This window comes from Microcoleus sp. ARI1-B5 (assembly GCF_036705795.1).
In the GTDB taxonomy this organism is placed as follows: domain Bacteria; phylum Cyanobacteriota; class Cyanobacteriia; order Cyanobacteriales; family Microcoleaceae; genus Microcoleus.
Genome location: NZ_JAUBVK010000005.1, coordinates 294,351 through 311,349 on the forward strand (window position 1 = coordinate 294,351; position 16,999 = coordinate 311,349).

Annotated in this window: 16 protein-coding genes; 6 read left to right on the forward strand and 10 right to left on the reverse strand. The window is 45.5% G+C overall.

Annotation, left to right across the window (positions count from 1 at the left end):
• The first annotated feature begins 102 nt into the window (after positions 1-102).
• The 4 genes from QUB63_RS10975 to QUB63_RS10990 all read left to right on the forward strand — a co-directional run bounded on the left by QUB63_RS10975 (position 103) and on the right by QUB63_RS10990 (position 3,514).
• The gene (locus QUB63_RS10975; RefSeq protein WP_332945096.1) at positions 103-1,743 is read left to right on the forward strand and encodes a 2-isopropylmalate synthase; all 1,641 of its coding nucleotides are present in this window, start codon (positions 103-105) and stop codon (positions 1,741-1,743) included.
• A gap of 142 nt (positions 1,744-1,885) precedes the next feature.
• Positions 1,886-2,686, forward strand: coding sequence for a class I SAM-dependent methyltransferase (locus tag QUB63_RS10980; protein ID WP_332945097.1), 801 nt, complete (start codon positions 1,886-1,888; stop codon positions 2,684-2,686).
• Positions 2,687-2,732: 46 nt separating this feature from the next.
• On the forward strand, positions 2,733-3,050 hold the full coding sequence (locus QUB63_RS10985; protein ID WP_332945098.1) for an antitoxin family protein: 318 nt from the start codon (positions 2,733-2,735) through the stop codon (positions 3,048-3,050).
• Positions 3,044-3,514, forward strand: a complete 471-nt coding sequence (locus tag QUB63_RS10990) for a type II toxin-antitoxin system VapC family toxin (RefSeq protein WP_332945099.1) — start codon at positions 3,044-3,046, stop codon at positions 3,512-3,514. The genes QUB63_RS10985 and QUB63_RS10990 overlap by 7 nt, the downstream gene beginning before the upstream one ends.
• Positions 3,515-3,603: 89 nt before the next feature.
• On the opposite strand, the gene hisC is transcribed toward QUB63_RS10990, so the two are convergent.
• The 4 genes from hisC to QUB63_RS11010 all read right to left on the reverse strand — a co-directional run bounded on the left by hisC (position 3,604) and on the right by QUB63_RS11010 (position 8,149).
• Positions 3,604-4,650, reverse strand: coding sequence for a histidinol-phosphate transaminase (gene hisC / locus QUB63_RS10995; RefSeq protein WP_332945101.1), 1,047 nt, complete (start codon positions 4,648-4,650; stop codon positions 3,604-3,606).
• A 160-nt stretch (positions 4,651-4,810) separates the two neighbouring features.
• A complete protein-coding gene (locus QUB63_RS11000) occupies positions 4,811-5,524 on the reverse strand; it encodes a glycerophosphodiester phosphodiesterase (RefSeq protein WP_332945102.1) in 714 nt (237 codons plus the stop codon).
• Positions 5,521-6,372 (reverse strand): alpha/beta fold hydrolase, encoded by an 852-nt coding sequence (locus QUB63_RS11005; protein WP_332945103.1) that lies wholly within the window; start codon positions 6,370-6,372, stop codon positions 5,521-5,523. The genes QUB63_RS11000 and QUB63_RS11005 overlap by 4 nt, the downstream gene beginning before the upstream one ends.
• A gap of 472 nt (positions 6,373-6,844) precedes the next feature.
• On the reverse strand, positions 6,845-8,149 hold the full coding sequence (locus QUB63_RS11010) for an esterase-like activity of phytase family protein (RefSeq protein ID WP_332945104.1): 1,305 nt from the start codon (positions 8,147-8,149) through the stop codon (positions 6,845-6,847).
• Between the two features lie 21 nt (positions 8,150-8,170).
• On the opposite strand from QUB63_RS11010, the gene QUB63_RS11015 reads away from it, so the two are divergent.
• Both QUB63_RS11015 and QUB63_RS11020 read left to right on the forward strand, forming a co-directional pair.
• Entirely contained in the window at positions 8,171-9,505 is a 1,335-nt protein-coding gene (locus QUB63_RS11015; RefSeq protein WP_332945105.1) for a tetratricopeptide repeat protein, read from the forward strand.
• A 276-nt stretch (positions 9,506-9,781) separates the two neighbouring features.
• Entirely contained in the window at positions 9,782-11,848 is a 2,067-nt protein-coding gene (locus QUB63_RS11020; protein ID WP_332945219.1) for an ABC transporter ATP-binding protein, read from the forward strand.
• Positions 11,849-12,003: 155 nt separating this feature from the next.
• Here QUB63_RS11020 and QUB63_RS11025 read toward each other — a convergent pair whose 3' ends face one another.
• The 6 genes from QUB63_RS11025 to QUB63_RS11050 all read right to left on the reverse strand — a co-directional run bounded on the left by QUB63_RS11025 (position 12,004) and on the right by QUB63_RS11050 (position 16,913).
• Positions 12,004-12,222 carry a hypothetical protein gene (locus tag QUB63_RS11025; RefSeq protein ID WP_332945106.1) on the reverse strand — a complete coding sequence of 73 codons (219 nt, stop codon included), beginning with the start codon at positions 12,220-12,222 and terminating at the stop codon, positions 12,004-12,006.
• Positions 12,223-12,249: 27 nt separating this feature from the next.
• Positions 12,250-13,467, reverse strand: coding sequence for a DNA double-strand break repair nuclease NurA (locus tag QUB63_RS11030; protein ID WP_332945107.1), 1,218 nt, complete (start codon positions 13,465-13,467; stop codon positions 12,250-12,252).
• Positions 13,468-13,795: 328 nt separating this feature from the next.
• Entirely contained in the window at positions 13,796-14,590 is a 795-nt protein-coding gene (locus QUB63_RS11035; RefSeq protein ID WP_332945108.1) for an HAD family hydrolase, read from the reverse strand.
• Between the two features lie 40 nt (positions 14,591-14,630).
• Positions 14,631-14,837 (reverse strand): DUF928 domain-containing protein, encoded by a 207-nt coding sequence (locus tag QUB63_RS11040; RefSeq protein WP_332945109.1) that lies wholly within the window; start codon positions 14,835-14,837, stop codon positions 14,631-14,633.
• Positions 14,838-14,946: 109 nt separating this feature from the next.
• Positions 14,947-16,164, reverse strand: a complete 1,218-nt coding sequence (locus tag QUB63_RS11045) for an RNA-guided endonuclease InsQ/TnpB family protein (protein ID WP_332945110.1) — start codon at positions 16,162-16,164, stop codon at positions 14,947-14,949.
• A 203-nt stretch (positions 16,165-16,367) separates the two neighbouring features.
• The gene (locus QUB63_RS11050) at positions 16,368-16,913 is read right to left on the reverse strand and encodes a DUF928 domain-containing protein (RefSeq protein WP_332945112.1); all 546 of its coding nucleotides are present in this window, start codon (positions 16,911-16,913) and stop codon (positions 16,368-16,370) included.
• Positions 16,914-16,999 lie beyond the last annotated feature (86 nt).

Consider the following 16,999-nt stretch of genomic DNA (forward strand, 5'->3'; position numbering starts at 1 on the left):
TATTAATTATTCGTTAGGGGCGCGAAACACAAGACTGGTGACTGGCACTAATTGCCCAGAAAAACGGACAAGTAAAAATCAGGAAAACACTTTTTTAGAGCTATGAAAACTAAACCAAGTCAAGACCGGATTATTATTTTCGATACGACTTTGCGGGACGGAGAACAATCTCCGGGCGCATCTCTGAATGTGGATGAAAAGCTAACTATTGCCCGCCAGTTAGCGAGATTGGGTGTAGACGTGATTGAAGCGGGTTTCCCTTTCACCAGCACGGGAGATTTTGAGGCTGTCCAAAAAATAGCCCGATCGGTTGGCACGGAAGATGGCCCGACAATTTGCGGTTTAGCACGGGCGAGAAAGCAGGATATTAAAACAGCGGCAGAGGCTCTGAAACCAGCAGCCAATGCGCGAATTCATACGTTTCTGGCTACGTCTGATATTCACTTGGAGCATAAGCTGAAAAAGACGCGGGCTGAGGTTCTGGAAATTGTGCCGGAAATGGTGGCTTACGCTAAGTCTTTTGTCGAGGATGTGGAGTTTTCGCCGGAAGATGCTTGTCGTTCGGAACCGGAGTTTTTGTATCAGGTTCTGGAACGGGCGATCGCCGCTGGTGCAACTACTGTTAATATTCCCGATACTGTAGGCTACACGACTCCGAGCGAGTTTGGGGCTTTGATTCGGGGAATTAAGGAAAATGTGCCGAATATCGATCGCGCAATTATTTCGGTTCACGGTCACAATGACTTAGGATTGGCTGTTGCTAACTTTTTGGAAGCTGTGAAAAATGGCGCCAGACAGTTAGAATGCACGATTAACGGGATTGGCGAACGGGCGGGAAATGCAGCTCTGGAAGAGTTGGTAATGGCGCTTTACGTGCGGCGCCAATATTATAATCCGTTCTTGGGCAGGGCTGCGGATTCTGAGGAACCGCTGACAAATATTGACTCGCGCCAAATTTACAAAACTTCGCGCTTGGTTTCCAATTTAACGGGGATGTTGGTACAGCCAAATAAGGCGATTGTGGGAGCAAATGCTTTCGCTCACGAGTCGGGAATTCACCAAGACGGAGTGCTCAAAAATAAGCGGACATACGAGATTATGGACGCTGAGTCGATCGGCTTAACAGAAAATCAAATCGTGCTGGGTAAATTGTCGGGGCGCCACGCTTTCCACACTCGCTTGAAAGAGTTGGGTTTTCAAATGGCCGACGATGAGCTAAATAAGGCTTTTGTTAAGTTCAAAGATTTAGCCGACAAGAAAAAAGAGATTACTGATTGGGATTTAGAGGCGATCGCCAACAACGAAGTCCACCAAGCACCGGAACTTTTCCGGTTAGAATTGGTGCAAGTTTCCTGCGGCGATAAATCTCGCCCGACAGCAACTGTCACTGTGCGGAATCCGGCGGGGGAAGAATTGACCGATGCTGCGATCGGCACTGGCCCCGTAGATGCGATTTACAGGGCAATCAACCGCGTGGTAAATGTACCGAACGAGTTGATCGAGTTTTCTGTACAATCGGTGACAGCGGGCATAGATGCGATCGGCGAAGTAACAATTCGCTTGCGCCACGAAGGCAAAGTATTTTCCGGTCATTCAGCAAATACCGACATTATTGTAGCATCCGCAGAAGCATACATCAGCGCCTTAAATCGGCTGTACGTGTCATTGCAGGCTAATCCTGAAAAATCCTCCGAACAGCCAACAGCGATCGGAAATCAAGTTGTTGCAAAAGCACAGCGCTGATAAATTGATTGTCAGCAATCTTTCCTAAAAAAAACCGCAGACGAACCCCGATCGAAGCAGATAAATCTCAATTAATCTGCGTTTATCCGCGTTCATCTGCGGTTTTAAAACAATTCTATGAAAATAACAAATCATTCAAAAAATGCAAGAAGAAACATTAAAAAAAGAGCGGCAATTCCACGATGCTTGGGCATCTACGATCGATATTGACGGCATTCGAGTCAATGATTACTTTGAAGCTTGCACCGCCCCAGAAAATAGATTTATCCTCAAACAAATGGGCGACATTACAGGCAAACGCCTCTTAGATTTAGGCTGCGGCGCGGGAGAAAACAGCGTTTATTTTGCTAAAAAAGGCGCGCATTGTGTAGCGGCGGACTATTCTCAGGGCATGGTAGATGTGGCGCTGAAATTGGCAGAGAAAAACGGCGTCAAAATAGAAGGTTGCACTGTCAATGCAATGGCGCTAGATTTCCCGGACAACAGTTTTGATATTGTTTACGCTTCCAATTTGCTGCACCATTTGCCGGAACCTGAAAAGGCAATTCGCGAAATGCAGCGCGTGCTGAAGCCTGGGGGCAAAGCTTGTTTTTGGGACCCGATGAAGCACAATCCTGTGATTAATGTTTACCGCAGAATGGCGACTGAGGTGCGGACGGAGGATGAAACTCCTTTGGATATTAATATTGTGAATTTTGTCAAGTCTTTGTTTTCGGAGACGGCTTACGATACGTTTTGGCTGACATCGCTTTGGATTTTTTTGCGCTTTTATTTGATAGAAAAAGTGCATCCCAATGAGGAGCGTTATTGGAAAAAGATTATCATTGAACAAGAGAGATTGAAACCGGAATACTCTCGGTTAGAAGAGTTGGATGGCTTTTTGAAAAAGTTGCCTTTGATGAAGCGCTTGGCTTGGAATTTGGCTGTGGTCGCAACGAAGTAATTAAAAGAAGTACAATAAGTCAAAGCATTTAATTAAGAGGCTAATTATGCCAGAAACTATTACTGCTATCTACGAAAACGGGGTTTTTCGTCCCCTGAGTCCTTTGTTATTGAATGATGGGGAAACTGTGCAAATCACAATTGTAGCGGAAGTTTCGCAGGAAGAAGTCAAGGGCGATCGCGAAAAGGCGATTAAGTTGATGGATGTACGAGGATTGGTGCGTTTGCCAAAGAAACAGGGTAAGCTCGATCGAGCAGAATTAGCACGCCGCGAACAGAAATGGCGCGAAATGATGAAACAAATGGAACCGCTACCAGGTAAGCCTCTGTCAGAAATCATTATCGAGGATCGTGGCCCGTGGTAAATGCTTATTTTTTCGATACTAGCGCTTTAGTCAAACGGTACGTGCCTGAAATAGGCAGTGACTGGATTTTATCGATTACCGATCCTGCTACAGATAACGATTTAGCTATTAGCCAGATTACTTGGGTGGAGTTACACAGCGCTTTTGCACGCCGTCTGCGGGATGGAAGTTTGTCTGCGGAGCGCTTTGATTTAATTGTGCAAAAAGTTAGGGAGGATTTTGAAAATGAATACCGAGTCATAGATGTCGATCCAACTGTGATAGAAACAGCCACCGAATTGGTGATGCAACATCCCCTGCGCGCTTATGATTCTGTGCAGTTAGCGTCGGCTTTGCGCTTTCAATCTACTACTCTCCTTTCGCAGCCAGAAACTCAACTAATTTTTGTTTCGGCGGACAACAGATTGCTGGATATTGCTCAGTCTGCAGGGTTGGCTATTGATAATCCTAATAATTATCCGTAATCAAGCTGTTTGTAGTGAGGAATGCAAGTCTGCATACCAATCAGAGGACTGAAGTCCTCACTACAAACCTATTTTACTGCGGTCGTTATTTATAGGATTTCCCTCATAGTTTTAACTAATATTTGATTTTGTGCTTCCGTACCTACACTAATCCGCAATTTGTCTTCTAATCGCGGCTGATTGAAGTATCGAATCAAGATTCCCCGTACTTTCAGTGTTTGATAAATCCTTTCTGCATCGCCGTTTGGCGGCCTAACTAACAAAAAGTTGGTTTGCGAGGGCCAAACGTCAAAGCCTAATTCCTTGAAGCTAACGGCTAGTTTTGCTCGCGAAGCCTTAATCTTTTCGGCGTTGGCTGTTTTGTGGTCTGAATCTGCGATCGCACCCGCCGCCACCGCATAAGCTAAAGCATCCACATTGTAGCTGTCTTTAACTTTATTTAACTCAGCCAACAGCGCCGGATTTGCGATCGCAAAACCCAACCTCAATCCTGCTAGCGAATAACCTTTGGAAAGCGTCCTCAAAACTATAACATTACCGTACTTTTTTGTCAATTCCAAAGCATTATTTTCTGCGAAATCTACATAAGCTTCATCAATGACAAGAATGCCCGATAACTCTTGAGCCAGTTTCTCCAAATCAGCAATAAATATCGCTGTTCCCGAGGGACTGTTTGGCGAAGCTACAAATGTCACAGCACCTCGGGCCGCTATTAGCAAATCCACGGGTAACTTGTAGTCATCGGGATAGGGAACCTCAACAAATTCTGCATCTTGAATTTGCGCCAAAGTGCGGTACAATACATAGGTAGGCGCGGGACAAACAACCTGTTTCCCAGCTTCGCCCACAGCGCGAACTATCAAATTTAATAAATCATCGCTGCCGTTACCTACCAAAATCCAATCGTCAGCAACTCCCAAAACTTCACTAGCAGCAATGCGGAAAATTTTGCCAGTTGGATCAGGATAGCGCCGCAGCATTTCTGGGTCTATTTCCTGAAGCACTTTTAAGGCTTTGGGAGAAGGCGGATAGGGATTTTCATTAGAATTTAGTTTAATAATTTTTGTGCCTAGCGGTGGCTGTTCCCCCGGCACGTAACCGGACATTTCGTGGATGCTTTGTCGAAAGTAGTTCATTGATTTGAGATAGTCGCCTGGTGAGGGCGGGTTTATAGATATTGTGGATGTGAATAAAAAATTGTTGGTGAAACCCGCCCCTACAGGTATTGATATTTATCTGCGTCCATCCGCGTACCCTTCGTCCAGGCGAAGCGCCTACATCTGCGGTTAAAAAAAATTATATCAAACAATTAGTGACAATCCGAGTTATACCCAAATCAATTAACTTTTGCATATCTTCTACATCGTCCACCGTCCAGGCCACAATGTCAACTCCCTGACTGCGGCTTGCTTCAATCAGTGCGGGGTTTTCCAGCAAAACGCGATACAGGCTGCTAATCAAATTATCCCCATAGGCGACAGCTTGAGACAATTGAGTGTTGTACGCTTCTAGATTAGCAACAATGTGTCCGATCGCCAAATTGCCATCTAGCCGCCGCACTTGTTCCAGAAATTTGTCGTTAAAGGAAGTAATAACGCATTTTTCTTTGATTCCTGCACCGTTCAAAGTATTGACAAACTCCGCGACTTCTGCATCCGACCATTCGCAGTGCGGCTTGACATCAAAGTAGAGAAATTTGTCAACATTTTTCAGGATAGCTAAGGCTTCTTTTAAAGTAGGAATTTTTTCCTGGGAAAATTCACCGCCAAACCATTTACCAGCATTGAGTGTCTGCAATTGTGACAGATTTGTTTCCCTGACTTTACCGGAAACTCCGGTGATTCTATCGAGTGTGGCGTCGTGGAAAATTACGGGCACGCTGTCGGCGGATAGTTGGATGTCAAATTCGATGGAATGAGCTCCACGGGCGATCGCCAGTTCAAAAGCTGCTAAAGTATTCTCGGGGGATCTCGCCGAAAATCCCCGATGTGCGATAATTTCTAAATTCACTGTTGTTGACCTTCTAAAAATTCTGCCAGAGTTTGATTAAAAGTATCCGGTTGAGTCAAAAAACACCAGTGATTCCCCGGTACTTTAGCAAGGGTAAGATTTTGCAAGTATGTTTTGTAGGGTTGCATTTGCCAATCCATGCGATTTACGCCTTTTTCCGGCTGTACGAACAAAGTTGGGATATAAATATTTTCCGTTAAACCGGCAACTTTCATCACTTCGGCAAAAATCTGATTTCTGGCGGGAATCACAAATTTACTTCCCCAACTTCCGTCTAATTTTTGTTCGATTTGGTTTTGGAATATCATTTGCTGCGCGTCACTCCAACCAGCGTATTCTCCCGATTGTGTGGCTGCTGCTTCTGCTTGGGATAAAGTTGCAAACGGGCCCATACATTTGAGACAGTCTAATTTGCGGTAAACCATTGGCAGGCTGAGTTTCATCACAGCGGGCAGCTTGGTGATGAAGATTGGGTCTACTAAAATCATACTGCAAAAGCGATCGGGATTTTGCCTCGCCCAAATCGGCGCTAGTTTTCCCGTCCAAGAATGTCCTAGAATGTGGGAGGAAGGCCAGTTGAGGTGTGCCATCAAAACTTCCAAATCTGCGATCGCACTTTCAAAAGTATAGCCTGTTTTCGGTTTGCTACTTTCTCCGTGACCGCGCATATCTGGCGCTACAATATGATAGCGGTTAGACAAGTAATTGCCCAAGCCCGTCCAGACGACTGCACTATCTGCTAAACCGTGCAACAGCAGCAAACGCGGAACTTTTTCCCCTGTTTGTGACTTCCATTCTAGGTAGGAAAGTTCGATGTCTGGTAATTTTAAGCTTTTGCGTGTAAACATATAGAAGAAGTTCGGCAACGGATTTTTTAACGGATTTAACTGACCTATTGGCACCATTTTCAATAATCCTGTAGGGGCGGGTTCACCAACAGCCTTCAAGCCTGCAAACAGGTTAAATAAACCCGCCCCCACCCCACTAAAAATCCCCAAGTGACGCCCCGTGCAAGATATCAGATGTAACGGATTTCAGCTAGAAAAGTAAGGGTTTCAGGAATTAATGAGGTGAGAAACCCGGTTTCTTGCCAACGACTTCGCTGTTAAACCTCAGACTCCGAGAAACCGGGTTTCTTTGAGAAAATTTGAGGTGAGAAACCCGGTTTCTTTCCAAATACTTTGGTAGCCAACCACAGACTCGGAGAAACCGGGTTTCTTTTACCAAAATTGAGGTGCCCAACCCGGTTTCTTGCCAAATACTTCGCTGGCAAACCTCAGACTCCGAGAAATCGGGTTTCTGATACCAAGCATCCTCACCCTAAAATTTCCCTTTTAAGCTAAACAAAAGAAACTGAGTTTTCTGCGCTTCATCAAAATTGTCATCGCTGACCAAAACTACACTTTGACTGCCGTCGGGCAACAGTGGCCCGAGAGTCATTCCCTCTAAATTGTACAGCGGAATTCCGAGTTCGCTTAAGTCTAGCAACAACTTTTTCTTAACAGGTTCGACCATTGTCACTTGCCCTTTAAAACTCTGGATTCTCGAAGTATCTGTAGCCGCCCCAAGCGCTACTTGATAAATCCTAGCACTGTATCCCGACAGCCCAAAAGAACGTTCTAAACTCAAAATATGACCGCCACCGACAGTTACTAATTCTGTTAAACCGTTCAAAACTGTCAGGGGAACTTGGTCTAAATTGTAAAGATTTTCCGATACTAATTGCGGCGTTTTATCGACGATTACATAATGTAAAAAACGCAGTTTACTTGCCTGTTCCGGGTCGAAATCTTGCATTAACGGCGCTTCCGTAGCTGCGAACAAACGAAACGGATCGAGACCGCCCGGACTAAAGGTTTCTGGGTCAATGCTTAAAGATTCAAAACCTAAATTTTCCCGCACTCCTTGCTGCTGCTTTTCATCGCTGGCATCGGGAATGTAGCGTTTGGGAATCGGCAAATTTCCCAGCAATTTCCCGGTTTTGAGGTCAAACTCTCCTACAAAAGGAGGGATGCCAGCATGAGTGACGCCTTCGCTGGCGACAAATACTGAATTGCGGGGAGAAAGGGCGATGCCTTCGGGATTGATGGAACCCCAAGAGAAGGTTTCACCGTCTGCTTTTTTGAGGGAGGTAACGCCTTCAACGGCAACTTTTTCCAGGCGAATATTTCCTGGTTCGTTCGATGTGAGGTCTAGTCGGAGACTGTAAAATCTGGCTTCTCCATTTTCGCTGTTGTCGTCGGAAAGAGCGTAAAAGCGATAAGCTTTAGAAGTGACGCCGCTAATACCTTTGGGGTCGTAGGTGATTCCCGACAAACCACCGACTGGTACTCCTTCAAAAGTGATTTTGGGCAATTCGTACTCGCCTAAAAAGTCCAGGGATATTTCAGGAAAAGAGCGGTCTCTAGCAACGGCAGGAGGGGGGGTGCAAGCTGTGCAAAGTGTTAATAAAATTAGGGCTAAGCTGCACAAGCGCAAAATGCGTTGGCGAAGCCCGCCCCTACGGGGGCTACGCCAACGAAGAGGATCGCCCAAAGCCTGTAAATCCCAATAATTGCTCAGTGCGGTAAGTTTTATTTTGTTGCTCTTGTTGAAAAGTTTGCTTTTGTGCCATCTTGGTGACATAATTTATACCGTTTTGTAAATATGCAAAACTTGATGTTTCGAGAAGGGATGCCGAATCGCGGCAACCACATTTTGAGAATGAGAAATTCTGTGCCAATTGGGTGCTTGCTTGGGTTGTGGCTGTGTGCTGGTTCTATTGCTAGCGCCCAAACTAATCCACCAGCCCTCGATCAATTTTCTCCTAATCCTCTAGAAATTACCACACCCGATCCCCTAAAACCAGCTACTGAATCTTTGAGCAGCACTCAGCGGGACGAACTGACAGCGGCTTTGGAACAGTTAAACTTAGAAGCCGCGGCTAAACTGCAAGCTGGAGATGGGGCTGGTGCTTTTGATATTTGGTTCCGAGAATTGCGGCTGCGCAGGTATCTTGGCCCGGCGACGGAAATTGCTGCTTTGAGTCGGGTGGGAAGTGTTGCTTGGAGTAGCAATAAAAACCTGGAACTTCAGCTTATTACCAAACGGCTGCAAGCAATTCACAAACAAGTTAAATCCCAAGTGCCGGTAAATACTGAGTTGCTCCCGGCTTTAGCTGCGGCTTTTGGGCAGGTGCGCGCTAAAGGCCCGACTGTAGAAGTTTACCAACAAATTCTCGAAAATGCGCGCCAAAATCAAGATATATTGGCTCAAGGTCAGATTTTAAAGGATCTCGCACTTATTCACATCAATTGGTTGAGTTACGATAAAGCTGCTCCCGTGTATGAGGAATTGGCAAGTTTAATTCAGGAAAACCGCGCTGTATTTGCTGCTAATGCTGCTGTACCAATTGCTGCTGTAACGGCGGGAAATGGCGCGCCGCCGCAGCCTGTAACTCCTCCCACTGAGGTAGATACTCTGAGACAGTTGGCCTATGTTTACCAGCAGTCGAAACAACCCCTAAAGGCGATCGCAGCCCGGGAAAAACTAGCATCAGTGTATCTCAACCTGCAAAACCCGGCTGCGATACCGCCGCTCAAAATTGCGATCGCCAACGATTACCAAACTATAGGTCAAATCAATTTAGCAGCTCAATACTATCAGGAAGCCTACAATTTAGCCCTCCCCATTCAACAGTACGCCCAAGCTAGCGAAGCTTTGGATAAATTAGCATTGCTTTACCGATCGCAAAAACAGCTAGAACCGACTTTGCGGATTTATCAAATGCAGTTGCTGTTGGAAGAACGGGCTTACAATTGGTACGGAGTGATGAATGCTTACGACAATCTCGGTCAAGTTTATCAGGAAATGAAGGCTTACGATAAAGCTTTGGAAGCTTATCAAAAAGGGTTGGAAGTGGCTAAAAGATTGGGACACCGACAACAGTATTTCGACAAGAAGATTATCAAGGTTAACAAGCAATTGCAAAAAACTTCGTAGTTGTCAGCAGACAATAATGCTAATTTGTGATGCGAGTAATTTAAACGCGATCGGGTGCGCATTGCGCACCCTACGAAGTATTAAATGTAAGGTGCGCATTGCGCACCCTACGAAGTATTAAATGCCGTAAATCTTGATAAATATTCGCAATTAGCTTGCTGCTGAGGCTTCCAAACAGCAAAAAGGATTTTCTCTCTTCTGAGGGCGATCGCCTAACTTAACTGATTCTATTTGTTACAATTATTAATTGGATGTATTGTACCATTTTTGCGATCGATGACGATTTCCTCACCAGTAGCAGACACCGAAAACCAACCCCGCCGCGATACAGACTGGCGGTTATTCATGAGGTTGGCATCTTACGCAACCCGCAGCAAACGCTTGCTGATTATTTCGATCGCACTATTAGTACCGCTAGCAGTCTCAGGAGCAATTCAACCGATTCTGATCGGACAGGCCATTTCGGTAATTCGAGCGGAACCTACCTATGAATTTTTGCGGGGATTGCCTTTATCTGCTGCATTAAATGTTTTGGCAGTATTGCTCATGCTAACTATAGCATTTAGATTGGCACTGCAATCAGTTCAAGGCTATTTAGTCACGAAAGTAGGGCAAATTATTACTACTGATATTAGAAATGATTTGTTCGCCCACGTCACATCGCTAGCAGTGAGATTTTTCGATCGCACTCCTGTAGGTAAATTGATGACTCGCCTCACCAGCGATGTGGAAGCTTTGGGAGAGGTTTTCTCGTCAGGGGCGATCGGGATTGTCAGCGATTTATTTTCAATTTTAGTGATTGCCATTTTCATGTTTACCATGCAGTGGCAACTAGCTTTAATGTTGGTGCTGATGATGATACCGATTACCGCCGTTATCGTTTATTTTCAGTACCAATATCGCCTCGCGAATTACACTACCAGAGAAGAACTTTCCGATCTCAACGCACAACTGCAAGAAAACCTGACTGGTATTGGCGTAGTGCAGCTATTCCGCCGCGAAAGATTCAACTCAGAATTGTTTAGCGTCACCAATAAACGCTACATTAAAGCAGTTGACACAACTATCTTTTACGACTCTGCGGTATCTGCGACATTAGAATGGATTGCTTTAGTGGCGATCGCAGCCGTTTTGTGGATGGGCGGTCAAAACGTTCTGCAGGGTACTCTTAACTTTGGTACTCTCTCGGCATTTATTTTATTTGCTCAGCGTCTGTTCGATCCGCTGCGGCAATTTGCCGAGAAATTTACTGCGATTCAAGCAGGATTTACCGCCGTCGAACGAATTAGCGATATTCTCAACGAGCCGATCGAAATTAAAGATCCAACTAGCGGGGAGAAGGAAGGAAGTTCGGCAACGGATTATGTAACGGATTTAACGGATTTAACGGATTTCAGGAAGAAGGAAGAAGGAAGAAGGAAGAGGGAAGAGGGAAGAAGGGAATATTATTCGCCATTGCTGATGGCCGGTCATCCAGAGGCACTTGCTTATAATTTATCTTCAAATGAGCCAGAATTGGTAGACAACAATCACACTCCTGTAACTTCTGAATATCGTCTATCAGCTAACAATCAAAAATCCCTAGTTTCCCATGCCGAATCAAAGCAAGCCGCATCAGGAGAAATCCAATTTGACAATGTGTGGTTTGCCTACAAAGAAAATGAATATGTTCTGCAAGACCTGAATTTTACCATCAAATCCGGCGAAAAAGTAGCATTAGTCGGCCCCACTGGTGCGGGCAAAAGTTCGATCATCCGTCTGCTGTGCCGCCTTTACGAGCCCACGCGAGGACGGATTCTGATCGATGGTATAGATATTCGCGATTTGCCTCAAGCAGAATTGCGGAGACACGTAGGTGTGATTATTCAAGATGGCTTTCTATTTGCTGGCGATGTGAAGAGCAATATTAGCTTGGGAGAAAGTTACTCGATTGAGGAGATTCAAGCCGCAGCAGAAAAGACGAATGTTGCCCGTTTAATTGAAGAGTTACCTCAAGGTTATGACACGCAATTGCGGGAGAGGGGAACCAATCTTTCGGGGGGACAAAAGCAGTTGTTAGCGTTTGCTCGCGCGGCTATTCGCAATCCCAGTATTTTAGTTTTGGACGAGGCGACTGCTAGTTTGGATGTGGGGACGGAAGCTTTGATTCAAGAGGCTTTGGAGCGTTTGATGGCGGACAGAACGGCGATAATCATTGCGCACAGGCTCTCGACTATCCGAAATGTCGATCGCATTTTAGTGCTCAAACGCGGGCAGTTAGTAGAGTCTGGCAGTCACGAAGAATTGTTGCAGCAAGAAGGTTTGTATGCCAGTTTGTACAAGTTGCAAATGCTGGGAAGTTAGACAGTTGACAGTTGACAGTTGACAGTTGACAGTTGACAGTTGACCGAAGGAAGTAAGGAGAAAGGAATATTTTTCCTAAAGTCGGCAGATTTGCGGTTTTAGATTTTAGATGAGAGAACAAATCTGAAATCTCAAATCTGAAATCTCAAATCGGATCACCGGCCAAAAATTATTTTCGAGAGGGTTTGTGGCAGGTGAGTGATGTGTTGAAAAAGCTGAGTTGGCCCGATCCCAAATAATAACTGCATCGCCAGCACAATTGCTGCTATAGCAATCGCTGTGCCGATGCTGGCTTTCAACACTTTAAACGCCCAATTAAACACCAGCCAAGATACAAGTAAGGAAGCTATTAAGATGATTAATTCTATGGGCATATAACATTTTTAACTCTAATTTTTAGTTCAAGCAATACTGCCGCGCTTCCGGGTTTCTTTATTAGAAATGCCGACATTTTTTAAACCTGCTTTAATCATTTGCTGCTCTAACAAAGCGAAAAAACTACTTCGATCGCCTCCGGTGACAACTGCTTGGTTGTGGGCTTCTGCTAGCGTTACTGGATAGCCGCCGCCTTTGTGTACTTGAGCCAGCATCATTCCTAAGGCTAAATCTAGCTGTCCTGCATCTTGTGCTACCCATTCCGGCACTTCTATTCTAGCAATTTCTGTACCGACGTGAACGTAACAGAAATAGACGGAATTAAGGCCGTACAAATCTAAAATTCGAGCTTGGGATTTCCACAACGGGCTTCTTTGTCCGGGGGACAGGATTGTTGCCCAGAAGACGGCATCTCGCAAGGGTTCAAATTCTTGACAAGGTGCTTTTGCGTCGAAAGCACTGGTGGCGGAAAATCCAACGTTGGGGCAGTTTGTCATGCAGTCTGGTACTTCGTGGGTGCAAGCTTGAAACCGCAAAAAAGATAAACTTTCGCTGCTGCGAGAAGCGCTCAAGTATCCTAATAGGGGAATTTTTACTACACGCAATTTGTCCCAAGCTTCTAAAATTGGCTGCAAAATTCGATCGCGCGCTTCGCTGGGTAACTGTTCCAAAAACCAATAAATCAGGGAACCGTCTACCATTGCCAAAGTTGGCGCGGGTAGTTGATTGTTGTTAAATTTTGCCCAATTGCAGCCCATTTCCGCGAGGGCGATGGCTTCGGAAACGCCGCGCCGGTATCCCATCCACTCTTCGGTTCTAATGCCCCACTGCCGCGAAGCATACAAGTCTTCTGGTTTGTAGAAAACTTCGGGCACGCTGTCTAAAACAGGGTGGCGGCTTTGGCCGTAGTGCAGCATGACTGTGCCGACATTTAGCAGGTAGCAGTAGGCTATTTCGTGATGGCTGGGCGAAATTTGCGATCCGTCTGTGGCGAAGACTGTGTGGGCGGCGGGGGGTGCGGTGATGTAGGTGCGATCGTCTAAGGGCTCGATCGGCGTGGCTGCATTGAATAAAGTGCGATCGCTCCAACTCTCTTGCAATTCTACCAAATTTTCCTGTCCCGCTGCCGCCTTGACCAGCAACTTCTGAGCCACTTCCAAACGCTGGCGAGCCGCCTGAGCTTCCACATTCAAATGTTGGCTCATTCCCTGCATTGCCTTGGCTGCTTTAGTTAAATCGAGCATTGGTTTTAATCCTCAGATTGGTTCGCAGCATCGGAATGCAAGTCCGAGCGAAAGAAGGACTTGCATTCCGATGCTGCGAACCTATTTTATTATGCTCGTCACCGACATGAAAAAGTTGATTTTTTTTGTCGATATCCTTGCTTTTTCGGGAAATTCCTGTTATATTTATCTTATAATGGGAATCTGTTCAAAAATATTATTTTTCCAACCATCCCATTATTTAAAAATACCATGTCAGTGCCGCAAAAGTCAACAAAAAAAGTGTAAAATTTTGGGATTTTTTTTGACTCTGCTAAGCGAAAAAACCTACCTCCCAACAAATCTAACATCAACATTCGTCGGGCAGCCAATCGGCAAAATCTCCGGCAAACTGCGACAGAGAAAGCAATTGAACTGGTGGATTTTGAGCCACAGATTCCCGTTCTGCCAAAGTATTGTAACCCCAATCAGCCAAAAATAACCTCACCTGAGATAAATCCGGCTGCTGCTTCACCGAGAGCAAAGTTTTTAATCGGTCTTCCACAAACCAAATAGTCGCATCTTTGCCAGATGCTGCCAAAAATTCCCGCAATATTTGGTGTTTCGGCTTGTTGTATTCCTTCCCAAAAATTAACTCCGACGGCATTTGTACGCCCGCTAGCTGCAAAAGTTCCCGCACAAAACGGCCTTCCTTGGTTGTGACGATCGCGACTTTCACCGAACTCTCCTGTAACGAGTGCAAGCGATCGGCTACTCCTGGATAAAAGCGGTGCAAAGACAGCCATCCAGCTAAATCCTCAGCAATCCAATTATCGCGCAGTCCGTCTAACATTGCGCCGACAGACTGGGCTTTTAAATTATTTTCGGTCAATAACAGGGGTACAATGTTTGGCCAGTCCAGCAAAATTTGCTCTTCGGTAATTCCTGTCAGCAGTGCGCGAATCAGCAGCGGCATTTCCCAGCCGGTTTCGATGGCTGGCCGCACTCGGTAGAAACTCAAAGCTAAATCTGGATCGGGGACTGTTTCGATTGGTTTCCAGATTTGACAGTAGCTGCGCCAAGCTGTTTGGAAATATTCGATTAGTCCGTCACAAATCACACCGTCAAAATCAAGGGCTAGAATTGTTGGAGAGTTATTAGTCATCAAGCGATTTTAGATTTGGGATTTGGGTGAATAGTCTCGATTAAAAAGACTGAACTAGCGGTTTATCGGCAATCGATTCTAGTTTTTGGGACTGCAACAATTGCGTCCACTCTGCTTTGAGACTCGGATCGTCAGGAGCTTTTCGCCGCATTTGGGCTAGAGTAGTCAGAGTGTCGTACCAAATCCCATTTTTAGCATAGGCGATCGCCTTGGCCATAGGGTCGGGATTTGCCAAATCCTTTGTCAACTACCCATCATCAAGCGGAGTACCGCTATGATGTGGGCTTGTATCAGAACTCCACCGCAATTGGGAAAACCTTTGCAGGATTTGGGCTTTGGTTTCACCGCTCGATACATCAGGGGATGCTGACAAGCTCAGGAGTGCTCATCCAGTCTTGCCGGACAAGCAACGCTCTCATTGCAATATTTCGCGCACCAACCTTTGCAGCGTGTAACTCATGACTACAACATTCGCATCGAAACAATAGTCCTTTGTTAGGTCTATTAGCATCCGAAGTATGTCCACATTTAGGGCAACTTTTCGATGTATAATGAGCCGGAACTTTAGTTGCTAACGAACCATTTAGATTGGCTTTGTAGTCGATATACCCGTGCAATTCGGCAAATGACCATTTAGCCTTATTTCTATTAGCTCTGCGCTGTTTTTTGCTAGCCTTCTTCCCAGACTTAGACTTAGTTCTATCTCGGATTCCGGTCAAGTTTTCTAGTCCAATCAGGCTGTTAGGCTTTGCAATTTCCTTGCTGATTTGGTGGTTCACATCAGCGATAAACCGTCTTTCTCTTCCAGATAAAGCGATTAGTCTTCGCTTTGCCGAACGAGTGCCTTTACGCTGAAGAGTTTGTCTAGCTTTGTGATAGCGGTTGGCTTTGTGTCTAGCGTCTTTTCCTGAGTAGAATTTAGACTTATTTTGTAAGTCCGTTTCTACTGCTAAGTAGCGCATACCCACATCGACACCAGAGACTCTGGTTATTTTTAGTGGGTTAATTTCAGGTACTTCTACTTCAATACTTACCATTAAGTAGTAGACCTTAGAAGAACGCTGATAGACAATTTTAGCGGCTCCAATTTTAGCGCCCTTGGTAATTAAATCTAGATGCTTGTTGTAGCCATCATACGGGACTACTATTCTACCTTGCAGCGTGATAATACTCACTTGCTGCTCGGTCTTAAAAGAGTAGTCCCGTTGATAGTTTAGGGTACAGGTTCGAGAAATGTATTTAGGGGGTTTATCTAGCCCTTTATACCGCCTCTTTGTGTAACCTTTAGCGATAGCATCGTTAGATTGTTTTACCTTAGACCAAAGGGTCTTATAGGTGGCAGATACTTGTCTGGGGACATTGCAAGCCATTTGCGCTCCAAGCCCAAATTGAACTCGCAATTCATTGTAGACAGCCTTCTGCAACTTAGCGCCATTACTGGTTCTACCCGCTTCAAAAGCGACTTGTGAAGTATAGTTCAGAGCATCCCGGTAAGCTAAAGCAGTCTGAGACACCAAGGCTTTTTGCTCGGTGGTCAGGTTTAGTTTCAGCTTGGCGGTGATCACTTGGGGCATTGTCACGCGCGTACTCTGATATTATTGTATCTCGTGAAGATAGTAAAAACAAGGGGTAGGATCAGGAATCTGTTCGTTCTTCGACCACCCCTGCCCTTCCAACATATAAAGATTGTCGGTTTCGGTCAGGGGTGGATCTCTTCACTCACGCGCATTCCTCCCGACGCTCACCTTGATCGGTAGAGCGCGGGACTCCTGCTGTCTTAGTTGAGAGTTTCCTGCGGTTCAATGCGCTCCACGAACCCTTTAACAAAATAATCATTAGAGCGATCGGCAGGATCGCAAGCCACCGAAAACGACCACTGATATCGCTTGTTAACCTCAATAGATGTTTGGCGAGATCCTTTTTTAGGAATACTGACCTCAACTATCCCGGGTTGGTCAACTTTGAAAGTAGTTGTGTAAACATCGGTTTCTTTGTCATTGTCAGCTCGCAAAGTAAACTCGACTTGAGTTGAATGGGGAGAGACATAGGCAAAGAATGTTGGCGACTCTGCTACCGTTAAACCGATATTACTTGGAGGCATTAAAAAAATAATAGATAAATCCGCCGGACAGGGGGAGCCGCCGGCACTCGTTCCTCGTTGTCGGTTGTCGGGGGCGTCTACATCTGGAGGTTTGAAATTAATATTCTGACTCAGCAGAGTAGGCGGAGACTGGGCCTGCATCGGTGGCAGCAAACTAGCGAGAGTAAGTGCGATCGCAAATACGGCGATCGCCAGTGCAGCCCCATGTACAAAACGTTTCATTTTTTAACCGCATAGAAGAAAGGTTGGGGCTGGCATTTTTACTCATCGCTAAGAGTTTGAATCAAGCGCAGGCGATCGGCTTAATT

Excerpts from the sequence above, each read along its gene's own strand:
- QUB63_RS11045 (WP_332945110.1), bottom strand. The coding sequence starts at position 16,164 with ATGCCCCAAGTGATCACCGCCAAGCTGAAACTAAACCTGACCACCGAG.
- QUB63_RS10985 (WP_332945098.1), top strand. The coding sequence starts at position 2,733 with ATGCCAGAAACTATTACTGCTATCTACGAAAACGGGGTTTTTCGTCCC.
- QUB63_RS11020 (WP_332945219.1), top strand. The coding sequence starts at position 9,782 with ATGACGATTTCCTCACCAGTAGCAGACACCGAAAACCAACCCCGCCGC.
- hisC (WP_332945101.1), bottom strand. The coding sequence starts at position 4,650 with ATGAACTACTTTCGACAAAGCATCCACGAAATGTCCGGTTACGTGCCG.
- QUB63_RS10980 (WP_332945097.1), top strand. The coding sequence starts at position 1,886 with ATGCAAGAAGAAACATTAAAAAAAGAGCGGCAATTCCACGATGCTTGG.
- QUB63_RS11050 (WP_332945112.1), bottom strand. The coding sequence starts at position 16,913 with ATGAAACGTTTTGTACATGGGGCTGCACTGGCGATCGCCGTATTTGCG.
- QUB63_RS11035 (WP_332945108.1), bottom strand. The coding sequence starts at position 14,590 with ATGACTAATAACTCTCCAACAATTCTAGCCCTTGATTTTGACGGTGTG.
- QUB63_RS11010 (WP_332945104.1), bottom strand. The coding sequence starts at position 8,149 with ATGTCACCAAGATGGCACAAAAGCAAACTTTTCAACAAGAGCAACAAA.
- QUB63_RS11005 (WP_332945103.1), bottom strand. The coding sequence starts at position 6,372 with ATGTTTACACGCAAAAGCTTAAAATTACCAGACATCGAACTTTCCTAC.
- QUB63_RS11025 (WP_332945106.1), bottom strand. The coding sequence starts at position 12,222 with ATGCCCATAGAATTAATCATCTTAATAGCTTCCTTACTTGTATCTTGG.
- QUB63_RS10975 (WP_332945096.1), top strand. The coding sequence starts at position 103 with ATGAAAACTAAACCAAGTCAAGACCGGATTATTATTTTCGATACGACT.
- QUB63_RS11030 (WP_332945107.1), bottom strand. The coding sequence starts at position 13,467 with ATGCTCGATTTAACTAAAGCAGCCAAGGCAATGCAGGGAATGAGCCAA.
- QUB63_RS11015 (WP_332945105.1), top strand. The coding sequence starts at position 8,171 with ATGCAAAACTTGATGTTTCGAGAAGGGATGCCGAATCGCGGCAACCAC.